This is a genomic window from Cohnella luojiensis, from assembly GCF_004564235.1.
GTDB lineage: Bacteria > Bacillota > Bacilli > Paenibacillales > Paenibacillaceae > Cohnella > Cohnella luojiensis.
In genome coordinates this window covers 188,534-205,468 of sequence record NZ_SOMN01000004.1, presented here as the reverse complement: position 1 = coordinate 205,468, position 16,935 = coordinate 188,534, and the positions used below count along the sequence as shown (strand labels likewise).

Genomic DNA, 16,935 nt, shown 5'->3' with positions numbered 1-16,935 from the left:
AAGATTTACAAGTAGCCGACATGGTCAAGAATCATAAGTTAGCCAAGGCGATCAACGAAGTTTCCTGGTCCCAATTTCGCTCGATGCTGGAGTACAAAGCGAAGTGGTATGGTCGTATTGTTGTAGCCGTTGGCAAAACATTTGCAAGCAGTCAATTATGTTCCTGCTGTGGCTACAAAAACAAAGACGTTAAGGACTTAAAGTTGCGTAAATGGGATTGCCCTGAATGTGAAGCGCATCACGATAGAGATTTCAACGCAAGCCTAAACATACTTGCCGAAGGCAAAAGACTGCTTACCGTGTAAACGCTACACGAACTGTAGGGACGACAGGGTTAGCTTGGTCAATTTCTCTTCGGTAGAGGGGACTACCCAAGAATCTCGTGACTTCAGTCATGAGAGGTTCAAGGATCTTATTCTTTTCGTGTAATCGGCAGACGCAGCGTGATCCGCGCTCCTTTATTTGGATCGCTGATAATTGCGAAGTTGAATGATTCTCCGTAACATATTTTTAGACGCGTAATGACATTTTTCATGCCTATGGAATCGCCCATGGCAGCATCCTCGTGAAAGTAGCGGTGAAGCTCATCGATTTTCTCTTGATCGATGCCGACCCCATTGTCCGAGATGATGAAGATAATCTGTTCCTGCTCTTGCGCAATCTGAATCGTAATATAACCAATGCCGGGTATGTTCTCTATACCGTGGATGCTTGCATTTTCCACGAATGGCAAAAATGCCATCTTAGGAATTTCAATATCCATGACGGATTGATCGACCTCGATATGATACTCCAGCTTGCTGTCGAAACGATACTTTTGAATTTCCAGGAAGCACTCGATCAACTCCAGTTCCTCGCGAATCGTAACGAAGCTTCGCTTCCATAGAATCGATTTTCGAAAGATTTTCGCCATGTTCTGAATCGTCTTGGCCGTCTGTGATTCGCCTTTCATAAGACTTCGCATCCGGATTGTTTCAAGTGAATTAAATAAAAAATGCGGGTTGATCTGACTATGGAGCGCATGTAGTTGGGCTTGTCTTTGTCGCAGCTCCAGTTCTTTCTTCTGTATCTCAGAAACATAGACATCATTGATCAAGTTTTCAATCCGCGCGCTCATCCGATTGAATTCCACTGCTAGTTCGCCTACTTCATCCCGTTCCTGATAATAGGGAACTCGTTCAAAGTTATTACCTCGTACAGACTTCATGTGTTTCAGAATATCTTGAATGCGCGTATGGATCGAGCGGGAGAAAATTAAGATTACGATCGTAGGCACAAGGAAATTAATCCCTGCAAACCAAAGGATAAACCGGCCTGATTGCCTGACATCATATAAGATGTTCTCTTCGTCAAGGACTCCGTATACCTTCCAGTCCCCCAGATAACGATTAGACTGATATTGCTTGCTGATGACGATTGCCTTATTCGGCTTAGGTATTTCATTGAGACGGAGCGTCCGATCTGCAGTGATCAGCTTGCTTGGCTGACCGCTTGCCAGACGGCCGTAACGCGCTTGATTGGACGGATCCAGCAAGTAAATATCGCCTTCAAAGCCGGATAGATCGAGAATTTGCGTAACGTAATTTTTATTCAAGTCGATTTTTATCACATTTTCATAAGCCTCGTACCGGCGATCCGACAGCTTTTGAATAACGCTGATGCTGTCGTACGTCACAAATAGATGCGGATAAGTATTATTGTAATTTGCGATTTGGCGATACCAATCCGTGTCACGTATGTCATCCTCGAGTTTGATAATATGACCGGAGGTTAGAATCGTCGGATTGTCACTCATGATCGTAACGGAGCTGATGGTTTTGTACTCCTTGTCGGCGCGATTGAACAGATTCGATACGCCACTTAGCGATTCTACATAGCGATCGTATGATGTATGGTCGATATTCAGAAGATTGTTGAGCTGATTGTCAATAGAATACAAATAAGAAATGCCTGCAGCATCGTCAATAAGGGCTCTTAATTCGGATTGCAATAAGGTAATCGCTTGTTCCGCATCTGCCGTCTTCTGTTTTTTTACGTTAATGGTTGTCACATGATAGAACATCACGTTTGTCAGCACAATCGGTATGAACACACAGATGACATAGATGACGATCAACTTGTTTCGGAGCTTCAAATGGTGCAATCGAAAGTTGAGCACGATGGGCCTCCTTATTTTTGATCGAACATCTTATTACGATAATCCGTTGGAGTCATTTTCTCCAGCTTTTCAAATTGGGTGGCAAAGTAATCCGCGTTTTGGAAGCCGACCTGCTCTGCGATTTCGTACATGCGTTTTTTCGTTTGCCGCAGCAGCCGCTTCGCCTCCTCGATGCGAAGCGACAGTACGTATTCATTAAAATACACACCGTAATTTTTGCGAAACAGCTGTCCAAGATAAATCGGGTTCATATGGAATTCGGCAGCAATGCCCTTCAGATAGATGTTTTCTCTGAAGTGGCCATCGATATATTTTTTCACTTTTTCAATGTTGCCTTCGCCTTTTTCTCCTCGTTTCTCCGCGATATATTCAGCAGCTTCCTCTATAAAATTTATGAAAACATGCCTTAGCTGGTTCAGATTACGGTATTTCGTCTGCCAATTGAGCAGCTCTTCCAACCATGCTAGATTTTTTTCATTACCTTCCAGTTGTCGGATAATATTGATAGTGGCAATCATACTTCGCCTTACGGTATTCGCAACTGCACCGGGAGCGAAATACCGCTCCTGAAAGGCAATGAAAATCGCATCAATAGCGTTTATATACCCGTCATTTCGATTGGCTTCAACCTCATACATCAGCTTTCTGTGCAGTTCTTCATCTACATCAAAATAATATAAGGGTAGCTCTAACAGCTCCGTTGCCATAAATAAGCCGTTATAGCTTGCGGCAAAGCGATAATTCAAGCATTCGTCAGCGCTAGTGCGGGAATGAACGATCTGTTTCAAGTGATCGACCTTATGGCCTATAAACAAAGCTATTTTCGTTGAAAGATTCTTCTCCAAACTATGGAGCAGCTTATTGTAGCCCATCCGCTCAGCATCGATTTGCTCGTCTTGCCACAACGGGGGCACGATAAAGCCATATTGATTGTAAGCGCGTGCATGAATGAGAAGAGGTTGTCCCTCGAGATGGAAATATCGCTGGAGCAACGTTTGCAATGGGAGCATATATTCAATTTCCCTATTAGGCAGCCCATCCTGCATTTCTACGATGACATATGTATAGGAGGAGAAGAGAGGAATATCAAGCGTATATGCAATTTGCGTCATCACCTGATCGTCTGGTTCGGCCTGAACCAAGCTTTCGATGATTATCTCGACAAGCGGCTTTTCTCTTGTCATCGATAAAAGCTGTTTCTGATTCAGTGTAATAGCTATTCTTTTTAAGGTAGCTATAAGCTCCTGTTCATCAACCGGCTTCAGAATATAATCTGACACATTGTAACGGAAGGCTTGCTGAGCATAAGAGAAATCAGGGTACCCGCTTAAAATGATAAATAACGGTTGATGCTCTCCCTCTACATTTACCTGCCGGATTAGCTCCAGGCCGTCAAGCACGGGCATTCGTATATCTACAATGACTAGATCTGGGGTTAGTTGTTTGATAAGGTTTAACGCCTGCACCCCGTTTTCCGCTTCGCCGCAGATATCAAATTGCAGTGACGACCAGTCTATTAGATTGATCAAACCTTTGCGTACAAAAATCTCATCATCTACAATCAGTACCTTATGCATGTGCCTTCCTCCTCCGAGATGTCAACTTAGGTCGTCGCTTAATGCGATCAGTTCGGGAACGAAACTTGCCCTTAATTATCATTTTCCGCTCCCTGTTGACGCCGTTTAAGCTGTTGATTATGATTAAGGGCTATGCGAACTCCACCGCTGCGATCTTAAACGAAGGCGAATACGTGATATTCTTTTCCGAAAAGCGAAGCACGTTCGGGTTTGCCTCCAACAACTGAACCTCTTTCTCCGTGAAACTGTCCCTAATAATCCCCATGATCCGCATCTTCGCTTCATCCTCTGTGAATTGATTAAAACACAAAAAACCGCAAGATGTGCACTTTTTTCAAAGTGTCCATCTTGCGGGGCACAGTTCATATGGTCTTGGGGACGAGATTTTTTATTTTTGTGTTGCCTCTGTAGAGTTTAGTGCATAAGGATGAAAGTTCATGAAGTGGGCTTACAGGTGTGTTGTGGCGATGATGCAATTCACACTTCGAAGAATACTTCACCTCCAGCCACGACATCCCGAATAATCTTCGATTGAAAGTCTCGAATGTAGCTATTAGTATTGCGGAAAGTCTCAATTGAACTCTCAAGAAGTCTCATTCGTATCCATTAGAACGGCTGATCTGACGCTGTTTTAGTCTCATCCGTAACTATTACGCGCACTTGTTTCTAAAAATCCCACAGTGGAATACTTCGTGAAATGACTATTCCATGGTTGATTACAAAACCAAGAGAGTCTTTAAAATGAACGGAACTTTAGATACAGCAGTTAGCGGACTGTCTACTTAAAGGAGAAAATATCAATTTGCCATGACGTTATTCTTACGTAGAGCGAAGGACATGCTTTGCCTAAGTAAAACGAAGCCGGGCTTCTTTTTACACTCATTGCATACATAGAATTTTTACGTACTGTTTTTTTTCTAAGAATATTATATAATCATTAATGCCAACGATGGCATTAAGGAGGTTGTTATGAATATAGCACTTTGTCATTTTCGTGTAGGTGAGACAGACGGAGTATCATTAGAAATGGAGAAATGGAAAAAAGTATTAGAAAAAATGGGTCATAAGGTGTACTTATTGGCGGGGAGTTTGGGTGAGGAAGAGGGGATTGTTATAGATGAGTTGCATTATCAGCACCCAATCAATAACAAAATTGTCCAGAACGGCTACGAGAGAATGTATGAATATGACTCCGTGAATCCGTTTAGTGATCAATTATTCCAATATGCCTCCCAAATTGAAGATGCATTATTAAAAGCTATAGATCGATATGAACTGGACATCATCGTTCCGAACAATATTTGGTCTTTAGGATGGGGGTTATCCGCAGGCGCCGCATTTGCAGAAGCTGTTAAAAAACGTTCTATCAGAGCCGTAGCGCATCATCATGATTTTTATTGGGAGCGAACAAGATACGGTCATCCAACTAATGCTGTAGTCACCGGCTTGCTCGAAGAAGTTTTTCCGCCCCGAAGCAACCTTATTCGCCATGTCACCATTAATAAGATTGCTGAGCGGGAATTAAGCCTCCGAAAAGGCATTCATTCTCAAGTGATTCCGAATGTCTTTGATTTTGACGCTCCTTTATGGGAATTGGATGATTATAATAAAGATTTTCGAGAACGACTAGGTATAAAAGAAACGGATATTCTAGTTCTTCAAGCAACACGAATTACAGAACGGAAAGCGATCGAGCTTGCTATAGACGTTGTTGCGGCCATGCAAAGCCCGGGTTTACTCCATCATTTAAAAAAACAGCAGCTATATAACGGAAAGTCGTTCGGTGATGAAGATCAAATCGTGCTTGTGCTAGCAGGTTTATCAGAAGCGGACGACAGATATATTCCGGCGTTAAAGAAAAAAGCGGCGGCAAATCATGTAAAACTTATATTTGTGAATGACCGGATTCAAGCATCCCGTTGCGTACAGAATGGAGACAAACATTATTCATTATGGGATGCCTATGTTCATGCTGACTTAATCACCTATCCTAGTATTTTAGAGGGGTGGGGGAATCAATTATTAGAAGCCTTATTTGCCAAAAAACCAGTCGTTATTTATGAGTATCCGGTGTACGAGACGGACATAAAACCTCTCGGGTTTCAAGTGATATCACTTGGGAATTCGCATGAAACGGGAACCGACGGCTTGGTTCAAGTTGACAATCAAAAAGTGCATGAAGCTGCATCTGCGTCAATTCAAGTATTGATCGATCCGGAATATCGAGCAGATATGGTCGAAGACAACTTTAATATTGCTAAGAAATATTTGTCGTATACGGCATTAGAAAAGCTTTTATCCAAATTATTTTAGCAGCTTGACATGGATTAAGAAAACGCATACAATAAAAATGCCAACGATGGCACAAATAAAGATTTGGGGAAGTAGACATGAAGAAAAACCTGACAATCAATGATATTTCACGAATGGCCGGTATTTCGATTCGAACTGTTTCGCGAGTGATCAATAAAGATCCTAAAGTTAAGGTATCTACTCGTGAGCAAGTGCAAAAGATCATTGACGATACTGGATTTGAAGTTAATATCTTGGCTAAGGGATTGCGGGTCAAGCGTACGAATACGTTAGTCGTATTCGTAGCGCAACATGAAGATCATTATTGGGGAGCATTTCACAATGAAATTCTTTACGAAATGATGAAAGAGGCAAAGCGCCGCAACTATCGTCTTGTGATATCTTCATCATCCGCCGAGAGCTATAAGGAAGACGTGAATGACGGTTTTTACATGCTCAAACACGGTATGGTCGACGGTGCGGTTATGTTCGATATTATGAAAGGCGATCCCCGAACCACATTCTTGCGAAATAAGAAAATTCCATTCGTTATTATCGGCAAGGATCTTGATTATTTCGACACTTCTTATGTGGATTTGGATAACCGATATGCAGGTTTCCTGGGCGCTCAATATTTAGTCTCCAGAGGCCGAAAGCGCATTGTATTTATGGTTGGTAATCAGGAGTTCAACAATAATCCTGAACGTGCAGCTGGGTTTTTGGAATTCTTCCAAACACAAGAAGCGATTAAGAACAAGGCCGTCGGGCAAACGATCTCACGCGTGCACAGTATTCGTATAGCCTACGAAGAAACGAAAAGAATTCTTGATGATCCGAATTCGGACCAGCCGGATGCTTTCTTTGTTTCGGGTGATGAACGTGCACTTGGAGTATATAGGGCAGTTCAAGAAAAAGGCTTGAAAATACCTGAAGATGTTGCTGTGCTTGGGATAGATAATATTAGGATGGGTGAATATTTCCATCCTCCTATCACAACTATAGATCAATCGATCCCTTCTTTCGTAGAAAATTCATTCAATATCCTGTTTAAACAACTTGAAAATTCTGAGGCGCCTGGAAAGCGTGTATTAATAACGCCTGTTATTCAGGAGCGGAGGTCTGTATGACGGCCTCTTTTTTATAAAAATGCCAACGATGGCAGAAACTACTGTGTCAATCCCTGAGCTGGTTGTGAACCAAATATTCACAAGCAGACTTGTTGATTGAAATACAAAGCAAGACATTTCAAGGAGGGTGTTGGGTTGAAAAAGAGAAGTTGGTTCCGTGTATTATTTGTATTGGTGTTAAGCTTTACCCTTGCTGCGTGTGGGGCGGCTAATGAAAATGAAAGTGCTGTCACACCAGACAATGCAACGAAAGCAAATGAACAACCGGCCGAACCGGGTAAAGTTACCAACATTAGTATGCAAATCGCCTGGGCAAGTGATTCCGGGCGAGGTAAAGCCATTCGAGAAATACTGAATGAGTTTGAAAAACAAAACCCGGATGTCAAAGTAGAGATGCTGGGCGGCATCCAATACGGTCAAAAGTTGCTGACGCAAATATTAAGCGGCAAATCACCTGAAGTCTTGCAAGTAACATATGGTGAGGTTAAGGCATTAGCATCCCAGCAAGCATTCATCGATCTGACTCCAGATTTTATGGAAGAGAAGAATAACTATGTCCCAGAAATTTGGGATTTGTCCATAACTGACGGCAAACTATATGGGTTGCCTTGGATAGGACATACTATCCAGTTGGTATATAACAAATCCATGTTTGAAAAAGCGGGCATTAAAGAAGCGCCAAAGACTTGGGACGAACTTTACGAAGTTGCTAAAAAGTTAACGATTGACACAAATGGGGATGGGAAACCAGACCAGTACGGAATTGGGCTTGCCGGCAAACAAGGACCGGATATGACATGGATGTATGGTATGTTTGCCGCTCAAGCCGGAGCTAAACTGGTAACGGACAAAGGCAATGGCGAATACGAAGTGGCCATTAATACGTCGGAAGGTCAACAAGCGCTCGAATTTTACACCAAGCTATTTAAAGAAGCTTCCCCACCGGATTCATTGAATAAAGATGGCGGTGCTATTATGGCCGACTTCAGAAACCAGGTTGTTGCCATGGAACTGCAAGGACCGTGGGGCGTTCCGGATATTTGGAAAAACGGAAATCCGTTTGAAGTGGCCGTGGCGGAAGTGCCTGCAGGCCCAACTGGTAAAGCTACGGAAGTAACTGCATACTTATTATCCGTACCTGTTGGCGTAGAAGGCGATAAATTGGAAGCATCTAAGAAGCTGATCCGATTCCTTGGCTCCAAACCGGCCCAAGAACAGATCATGAAGGGTGAAGTCGGGGATGATGGGAAATATTATCCTTTCCGAATCCCGATTCGCAACGATATGTCGGATACGCAATATTTCAAAGAGCATCCTGAATTCCTTGTCTATCAAGAAGGTTTGCAATATCCGTTCACGCTTACTCCTATATCTGAATGGGTGCAAATAAGCGATGAAGTCTATCAATACGCACTAAACCAAGTGGTCTCCGGAAAGATGTCGGCGGCTGACGGGTTGAAGTTGGTTCAGGATAAAGGCAACGAAATAATCAAAAAAGCGAAATAAAATTAAACATGTAGAAGGGAGCGCCTTACAAGAAGAAGGTGCTCCCTCCTATTAGGAGAGAACAATGAGATCTATAAAAAGACATCTCGGCGACATAAACGCATATTTATTTATTTTACCGTCATTTGTGATCTTGGGGATGTTTTTGGTTTACCCAGTCATTTGGTCCGTAGCAGCCAGCTTTAAAGATATTCAGCCCATCACATTGAGACAAGCCGGTTTGTTTGAGATTCCAGGTCATTTCGTTGGGTTCGATCATTACGCAGCTGCCTTAAATAACCGGCTATTTATTAAAGCCGTAATCAATACACTGTATTTCGGGGTCATCTTTATTCCAATTACAATGTTAGGTTCAATCGTTCTCGCTATGTTAGTCAACAAGAAGCTGCCAGGGGTAAACATGGTAAGGTCGGTATTTTTTGTCCCTTATATCATTTCGGTAGTAAGCGCGAGTTTGATTTTTATTTTCTTGTTCAATGGGGAAAAAGGACTTGTTAACGCACTGCTTTCGCAGATCGGCATATCGGGACCGCACTGGCTGACCAGCACATTATGGGCCATGCCGGTTATCGCGATCATGACTTGCTGGAGGAATATTGGTTACTTTATGCTCATTTATTTATCCGGTTTGCAAAACATCCCCAAAGACTTGTATGAAGTCGCGGATGTAGAAGGCGCCACCGCGCTTCAAAAATTCAAATATGTAACATGGCCTTTGCTTGGACGAATTTCTTTGGTTGTGATTATTTTGCTCATGATCAACTCCTTGAACGTCTTTCAGGAAGTATATATTATGACCGGCGGAGGACCGGGGGATTCGACGATTACCGTCCCCTTTCTGATCTTCAATCGAGCTTTTAAATATTATGAAATCGGTCCAGCAGCAGCTATGTCCTATTTGCTGTTCATTGTAGTGGTGATAGTGACGATTATTCAGAAAAAGATCGTTAACAATAGATTGGGATAGGGGGACGAAAAAATGAAAACCAAAAATATTACGCAAACCATTGTTCTATGGATGATCGGGATCATTTTCCTTCTTCCCATCTATTGGTTATTCGTATCTAGTCTGAAAAGCGATTCGGAAATCACCAGATTCCCTCCTACTTTTTGGCCGGAAACGATCGTATGGAGTAATTATCCTGAAATTTGGGAACTGTTGAAATTCCAAGTGTCATTCACGAATTCATTTTTGGTTACGGTACCGACGGTCATTCTTACCGTGCTCTTTTCCAGTATGGCAGGATATGCGTTCTCCAAAAAGCGCTTCTTAGGAAAGAACACGTTATTTGTTCTTTTGATTGCAACAATGACGGTTCCGCCAACCGTTCTTCTGCTTCCTCTGTATTTCATTATTACGAAGCTGGGGATGTTTGATTCGTTGATCGGATTAATCGTTCCCTTTTCTGTTACGGTATTCGCCATATTTTTTACTAAGCAGTATATCGACGATATTCCGAATGAAATGCTCGAGGCTGCTAAAGTAGACGGAAGCTCCGATTTTCATACTTTTTTCACTATCGTTATGCCTTTACTCCGACCTGCACTGACAGCTCTTATCATCATCGACACCGTTCAAAACTGGAATTCGTTTACAATGCCGCTAGTATTATTGCAAAGCGAAGACAAGTTTACGATTCCGCTTAAGCTCGCGTTAATGGCACAAGATACGGTTGCCATACCATGGTCCAAAATATTAGCTGCAAACGTACTATCCTTATTGCCGGTTTTGATCTTGTTCTTATCCTTACAAAAACAATTCGTTGCTGGATTGATGGCCGGATCCGTGAAGGGTTGAGGTGAATCGATGAGAAAAAAGTTGAAATTGGCTTGTCTCGGTGATTCAATGACAGCTTTTTGGGGAAGAGAGATGCCGGAACTACGGGATGCATTGGAGACCCATTTTCCTGACCAGAGCTTTGAGCTGATTAACTTTGGTGTGAGTGGAACCCGTGCAGAGCATGGCATTTATAGGGTTAGCCACGAATATCCGAGCCCTTACGAGAGCGGCAATCACCTATGTCTGTCTGCGGTAAGCCCGGATATCGTGATCGTGGAATCGTTCGCTTATAATCATCGATTGGACGGGAGCCACCGTATCGAAGATTATAAGCGAACACTTCGGCGTTTGCTTCGTGTCATTACCGAGACCACTCCCGCTAAGCTGTTGTTTCTGGTCACCATTCCGCCTGACAAAAAGAGATTCCTAGATAATGCCCCTGTCTATCGAGAAGTGGCCTTAGATCTAAGGCAGGAGTGGGGAGAATATAGTGAAATGTACCTTCAAGCGGCAGTAGATTTTGCGAAGCAAGATCAGCTTCCACTCCTTAATGTGTTTGATCGTGTTCGTGAACAAGTAGAGGCTGGAACTCCAATTCAATGGTTTATCGATCAGAACGATCATATTCATCCAAGCCGGTTTGCCTATGATCTGATTGCCGAAGAGATTATTCAAGCTCTTAAAAAAATCATATGATTCGTCTAGAAGGAAGAAATGCTTCATGCGATGAAAACGAAGGACGGGATAGGGACATTGGCCAATTACTTTTCGAAGAAATCATACCAGGACGATCCGCTGCTCGATTATGAAACCGCTCGAAATCGGCTGCCTGAGCCGATTTGTTCGAATCGCCCGGAATATATCGAATGTTATTGGAAAGCATGGGAAATTGCTTTTCGAAATACGTACTCTCCTACGCCGCAGAGCGGATTCGTCAGCAACTTCGTGGATGCCGCATTTAATGACAGCATATTTTTATGGGATACGGTATTTATCACCATGTTTTGCAACCTAGGTCATGCTTATATCCCAGGCATTCGATCACTGGACAATTTTTACTGCAAGCAGTATGACAATGGGGAGATCCCACGCGAAATCGTCAGAAACACCGGAGAAGTATTCGACCGTTGGGTCAATTGGATGCGAAAGCCCCTTCATTCCTATTTCCATAACCATTATCAATATCGCGGTTTATTCTCTGCAGATAAGCCAAGCTATGACGATATGTTTAAACCCGATTTAGGAAGAGTCGTGGAAGAACCGCCCTATCTAACGCTGGATAACCTGAATCACCCGATTCTGGCATGGGCGGAAATGGAGAGTTATAGGCAAACCGGGGATGTCGAACGATTAAAACAGGTTTGGGAACCGCTGTATCGCTATTATTTGGCCTTGCAATATCATTTGAGAAACCAATTCGGGCTTTTCGTCACGGATTGGGCTAGCATGGATAATTCGCCGAGAAATGCTTATTTAGGCAGCGGCATCGATATTAGCTGTGAAATGATGTTGTTTGCCGGTCAATTAACGGAGATTTCCGATATATTAACCGCCCGATTTGAAGCCGAGGGACAAACAGAGCGTGTACTAAATTTGAGAATGATTCAGGAGGTATTATCCAAAGATCAAAAACTGATTTCCCAGGCCATTAATGATTATATGTGGGATGCTGAGTCCGGATTTTATTATGATGTTACCGAGACCGGCGAACGGGCGCCAGTAAAGACGATTGCGGCTTTTTGGGCTCTTCTGTCAGGTGTGGCGAATCCCGAGCAAGCCGAACGGTTGGTTGGTTGGTTGCGGGATCCGCAAACATTCGCAAGAACTCATCGCGTCCCCACATTGGCAGCGGATGATGAACATTATCAACCAAATGGAGGCTACTGGCAGGGAGCTGTTTGGGCCCCTACCAATACGATGGTGATTCGTGGGTTGGAGAGATATGGTTATCATCAACTGGCTCGTGAAATCGCTGTTGAGCACTTGGATCGTGTAGTACAAGTTTATCAGGATACGGGTAAATTTTGGGAAAACTATGCGGCCGATTATATTAGCCAAGGGGATAAAGGCAAACCGGATTTCATTGGATGGACGGGGATTGGCCCCATCCTCAACCTATTGGAGCATGCGATCGGGCTAAGGGCCGACGCGGCAAATAGCGAACTGATATGGAACATTGATCCTAGCCTGGGCGAATCGGGCTGCCATCGATATTGGTTCGGTGGACGAACGATTAATTTACGTGCGACGCCTCAAGAGAATGGAACTTATTCTGTAATAGCTGAAAGTGACGGACCGATCACTCTCAAGATCATACTCAACTCTCAATCCGTAACCAAACATTTGACATCAGGTGAAGTATATACCGTTCGATTATAATGGATCGATAGAAAGCTGGGATGATCTCATGAAATTTGTCATTGCGCCTGATTCTTTCAAAGATAGCATGCCGGCTGCGGAAGCAGCTAACGTTATGAAAGATGCCGTTCTTCGTGTGTTTCCCGATGCAGAGCTTGTCGTTCAACCGCTCGGGGACGGGGGAGAAGGAACAATGGAGTCGTTGGTGTCCGCTTCGGGAGGTTCTTTCCGGGAGGTTCGAGTTACCGGGCCGCTCGGGGACAAGATTGCCGCCCAATATGCGTTGCTTGGTGACGGCAAAACGGCCGTCGTGGAATTGGCCAGAGCCAGTGGACTTCAATTGGTTCCCCCAGACCGGCGTAATCCTTATCTAGCAACGACCTATGGAACGGGAGAACTTATCCTTGCAGCTTTAAGCCAGAATATCCAACGCCTGATTGTAACGATTGGCGGCAGCGCGACCAATGACGCCGGTGCGGGAATGCTTCAAGCGCTAGGCGCGGAAATTACGGATGCCGTGGGGAAACCAATCGGTTTCGGCGGAGGTTGTCTTGGAGAGGTCGCTTCCATAGATTTCAGCCAGTTGGATTCCCGGCTTTCGTCCGTTTCTATTCAAGTGGCGTGCGACGTTACCAATCCGCTAATCGGACTGAGGGGAGCAAGCCGGGTGTTCGGACCGCAAAAAGGGGCGACTTCCGACATGATCGAACAATTGGAGAATATTGTAACTCATTTCGCTGATATTGTTGCGAATGCTACCGGGTTGTCCGTTCACCATATTTCAGGAGCCGGCGCGGCGGGTGGAACTGGCGCGGCATTATTACTCTGCGGAGGCATGCTGACATCCGGAATCGATATCGTACTCGATACAGTCGGGTTTGATCAACAGTTGTCGCGAGCGGATTACGTGCTTACCGGCGAAGGAAGAATAGACAACCAGACGCCTGACGGAAAAGTCATTGCGGGAATCGTCAAACGGGCCAAAGCCGAATCCGTTCCTGTTATCGCGTTCGCCGGATCCGTAAAGCCCGGTTACGAACGCCTTTATAAGGAAGGACTGTTGTCGGTTCACAGTATCACTTCGTATCCATGCACGCTTGATGAAGCGTTAAAAGAAGGGAAAATCAATCTGGCGCGTACGGTTGAAAACACCATGCGTTTGCTTGCTGCTCATTAAATCGTACTGTGGGAGGGCATTATGACACTGCAATTGATAAGTCAAGAACGCCGAAAAAGCATCATGGAAAAACTAAATTTGCTATACGGAGATCAGGACGAAACAGTATACCGCAATATGGAGCGGTTGCTGGAGAATTATCGGAAGGATCGACCTATGCTGAAGCCGTGGGTTAGCGAAGACGACGTCATGCTCATTACTTACGGCGATACCGTGAAGGAGAACGACAAGGCGCCGCTGCAGACGCTGCATCATTTTTTGACGCAATACGTCAAGGAAACAATATCGGCGGTCCATATTCTTCCTTTCTATCCATACACCTCCGATGACGGATTTTCCGTTGTCGATTATCGCGAAATTGATCCCGAGCTGGGGAAATGGGAGCATGTCAATTCCTTGTCCCGCGACTTCGACTTGATGTTCGATGCCGTGATTAATCATATTTCACAAAGCAGTGAATGGTTTCAGGGCTATTTACGCGGTGAAGAGAAATATAAGTCCTATTTCACCGAAGCCGATCCGAATGCGGATTACGGTCAAGTGACGCGCCCAAGGGCGCTTCCGTTGCTGACGCGTTTTGAAACGGCGAAAGGCACGAAGCATATTTGGACGACATTTAGCTCGGACCAAATCGACCTCAATTTCAAAAACCCGGACGTTTTGCTTGAGATTTTGGACATTTTGCTGGAGTACGCCGCAAATGGCGCCCGGTTTATCCGATTAGATGCAATCGGATTCGCTTGGAAAAAACTCGGCACGACCTGCATGCATCTGGAAGAGACCCATGCCTTGGTCAAATTGATGCGCAATGTGCTTGACCTGGCAGCACCTGGAACCATAATGATTACGGAAACGAACGTGCCTCACATAGACAACATCAGCTATTTCGGAAATGGATATGATGAGGCGCAGATGGTCTATCAGTTTCCGCTGCCGCCGCTTACCTTGTATTCATTTCACACTAAAAACGCGAGTAAGCTGCTTCAATGGGCCGACAGCCTCGATCCGACGTCAGACAGCACTACGTTCTTCAATTTCCTTGCTTCCCATGACGGGATTGGCATGCGTCCGATCGAGGGAATCTTAAACGACGACGAAAAGCAAATGATGACCGACAAGACGCTGGCGCATGGCGGTCGGGTATCGTACAAGGATAACGGAGACGGTACGAAAAGCGCTTATGAATTGAACATCAATTATTTGGACGCCCTGACGCATCCAGATGAGTCGGATGACATTCGAATCGGACGTTTTTTAGGGGCTCAGACGATTCTGTTATCCGTAGCTGGTGTTCCGGGTATATATATCCACAGTCTGTTAGGATCGCGCAATGACTACAAAGGGTTGGAAGAGTCCGGGATCAATCGGCGCATCAATCGGGAGAAGTTAGACAAGCACGAGTTGGTTAATCAACTGGAGACGGACACGTTACGTCGCACCGTGTTCCAACGGTTCAGCCGGTTGATTAAAATCCGCAGACGGCAAAAAGCATTCAATCCTCAGGCATTAGAGCAAGTTATGTTTTTGGATGAGCGGGTATTCTCCATACTTCGTAAAAACGAGCAAAGTGGGGATGAAGTTCTGGTATTGGTCAATGTGTCGGACGAGACGGTGACACTACTGCTTCCTTTTACGGGTATGGATCTTATCGGGGAACAACACACGGACGCGAATGTTCAGCTTAATCCTTATCAGTGCATGTGGGTGAAAAAGTAATTAGATTTCAAGGAATTGGTGTGGCCATTATATCGAGTTCTTTATTGAAATAGGCGATCTCATATTATGTTATCCTCATAATATACGAACACGGAAGCACCGTGCCTGCAGGATTATTCAATTCTGCAAGCGCGGTGTTTATTTGTATTTTTATGGTTTCTCGAACGAAGTTACATAAAAAGGAAACTAGAAAACATAAGCAATGCCTATATGTCACATAGATAAACTTATATTGATAGATAGTAATCTTACTTATAGAATGATGGGGATTGAACTTTTCAGTCTAAGGGAGTTGTTCAAGTATTCCAAAGTAATTTCATAATCATAGAAATGGGGTACCAAGTGGAATTAAGACAACTAGATTATTTTATACAAATATGTAAAGAAGGAAGCTTCACTAAAGCAGCGGAAGTATTGATGGTTTCCCAACCTACTTTAAGTCAACAAATTCGCGTATTAGAGAATGAATATTGTACTCCTTTATTTTACAGAGTCGGAAGGGGAATTCAAATTACGGAGGCAGGGCAAATTCTTCTTGATAAGGGGCTTTCAGTGAAGCAACTTATTGAAGAATCTCGAAAAGAAATCTATGAATTAATAAATATTCAGAGAGGCGAGCTTACAATCGGTGTATTACCGGGCGATCTGTTCTATCTTATGCCACACTTTGCTCAATTTCGTGAACAGTATCCAGATATTTCTTTGAATTTTGTAGAGACTGAAGACTTTTCGGAACAGTTATTGCAAAATAAAATCGATCTCGGAATAACTAAGGGTTCAGAACAGAACAAGCATATAGATAGTATTCACTTAACCAAAGAAGAGCAAGTACTTATTGTTGCAGAAAACCATCCTTGGGCAGAAAAAACGATAATTCCATTTCAAGAGCTACAACATTTAGATTCCGGTTTGTTTTTTCACTCTAACATGTGCCGGGAATTTATTGAATCATATGCTATGAAATTAGGTATTACTTTAAAGTCAACAATAGTAGAAGTATCAGCATCATCCCTTCTATCTATGGTGCTTCATGGATATGGAGCAGCATTATTATCCTTACCACTCGTTAAAGGCTATAACCATCCCAAAGTAAAAATTATTCGATTAACTGATCCTACACCTACACGAGAAATAAAGCTTATCTATCGTAAAAATAAAATTATGAAACATTCGGTTCGCACTTTAATTGAAATAATGACTGGTCACTGTTGAATTTTAACATACCATTAAATCAATCGGATTAA

At 43.6% G+C, this 16,935-nt stretch carries 14 protein-coding genes; 11 read left to right on the top strand and 3 right to left on the bottom strand.

All coding sequences use genetic code 11. The features are described 5' to 3' along the window. The coding region (locus tag E2980_RS05930; protein ID WP_135151212.1) for an RNA-guided endonuclease TnpB family protein at positions 1-305 on the top strand (305 nt) is incomplete at its 5' end. Positions 306-412: 107 nt separating this feature from the next. Here the strand turns inward: E2980_RS05930 and E2980_RS05925 are convergent. From E2980_RS05925 to E2980_RS24105, 3 genes are all read right to left on the bottom strand, one after another. Beyond that, positions 413-2,158 (bottom strand): sensor histidine kinase, encoded by a 1,746-nt coding sequence (locus E2980_RS05925; protein ID WP_135151211.1) that lies wholly within the window; start codon positions 2,156-2,158, stop codon positions 413-415. Positions 2,159-2,169: 11 nt separating this feature from the next. After that, the gene (locus E2980_RS05920) at positions 2,170-3,735 is read right to left on the bottom strand and encodes a response regulator (RefSeq protein WP_135151210.1); all 1,566 of its coding nucleotides are present in this window, start codon (positions 3,733-3,735) and stop codon (positions 2,170-2,172) included. Between the two features lie 130 nt (positions 3,736-3,865). Continuing rightward, entirely contained in the window at positions 3,866-4,009 is a 144-nt protein-coding gene (locus E2980_RS24105; RefSeq protein WP_167746998.1) for a hypothetical protein, read from the bottom strand. 695 nt (positions 4,010-4,704) lie between these two features. On the opposite strand from E2980_RS24105, the gene E2980_RS05915 reads away from it, so the two are divergent. The 10 genes from E2980_RS05915 (at position 4,705) to E2980_RS05870 (ending at position 16,903) form a co-directional block, all read left to right on the top strand. Continuing rightward, entirely contained in the window at positions 4,705-6,048 is a 1,344-nt protein-coding gene (locus E2980_RS05915) for a glycosyltransferase family 4 protein (RefSeq protein ID WP_135151209.1), read from the top strand. A gap of 77 nt (positions 6,049-6,125) precedes the next feature. After that, complete coding sequence (locus E2980_RS05910) at positions 6,126-7,154, top strand: LacI family DNA-binding transcriptional regulator (RefSeq protein ID WP_135151208.1); 1,029 nt, start codon at positions 6,126-6,128, stop codon at positions 7,152-7,154. 135 nt (positions 7,155-7,289) lie between these two features. Beyond that, positions 7,290-8,660 (top strand): ABC transporter substrate-binding protein, encoded by a 1,371-nt coding sequence (locus E2980_RS05905; protein WP_135151207.1) that lies wholly within the window; start codon positions 7,290-7,292, stop codon positions 8,658-8,660. 64 nt (positions 8,661-8,724) lie between these two features. Beyond that, entirely contained in the window at positions 8,725-9,627 is a 903-nt protein-coding gene (locus tag E2980_RS05900; RefSeq protein WP_135151206.1) for a carbohydrate ABC transporter permease, read from the top strand. Positions 9,628-9,639: 12 nt separating this feature from the next. Beyond that, positions 9,640-10,458, top strand: coding sequence for a carbohydrate ABC transporter permease (locus E2980_RS05895; RefSeq protein ID WP_135151205.1), 819 nt, complete (start codon positions 9,640-9,642; stop codon positions 10,456-10,458). A 9-nt stretch (positions 10,459-10,467) separates the two neighbouring features. Beyond that, positions 10,468-11,136, top strand: a complete 669-nt coding sequence (locus E2980_RS05890) for an SGNH/GDSL hydrolase family protein (RefSeq protein WP_135151204.1) — start codon at positions 10,468-10,470, stop codon at positions 11,134-11,136. A 249-nt stretch (positions 11,137-11,385) separates the two neighbouring features. After that, on the top strand, positions 11,386-12,819 hold the full coding sequence (locus E2980_RS05885; RefSeq protein ID WP_167746997.1) for an MGH1-like glycoside hydrolase domain-containing protein: 1,434 nt from the start codon (positions 11,386-11,388) through the stop codon (positions 12,817-12,819). 28 nt (positions 12,820-12,847) lie between these two features. Continuing rightward, on the top strand, positions 12,848-13,975 hold the full coding sequence (locus tag E2980_RS05880) for a glycerate kinase (protein ID WP_135151202.1): 1,128 nt from the start codon (positions 12,848-12,850) through the stop codon (positions 13,973-13,975). Between the two features lie 21 nt (positions 13,976-13,996). After that, entirely contained in the window at positions 13,997-15,691 is a 1,695-nt protein-coding gene (locus tag E2980_RS05875; protein WP_135151201.1) for a sugar phosphorylase, read from the top strand. A gap of 342 nt (positions 15,692-16,033) precedes the next feature. Continuing rightward, positions 16,034-16,903, top strand: coding sequence for a LysR family transcriptional regulator (locus E2980_RS05870; protein ID WP_240702900.1), 870 nt, complete (start codon positions 16,034-16,036; stop codon positions 16,901-16,903). Positions 16,904-16,935 lie beyond the last annotated feature (32 nt).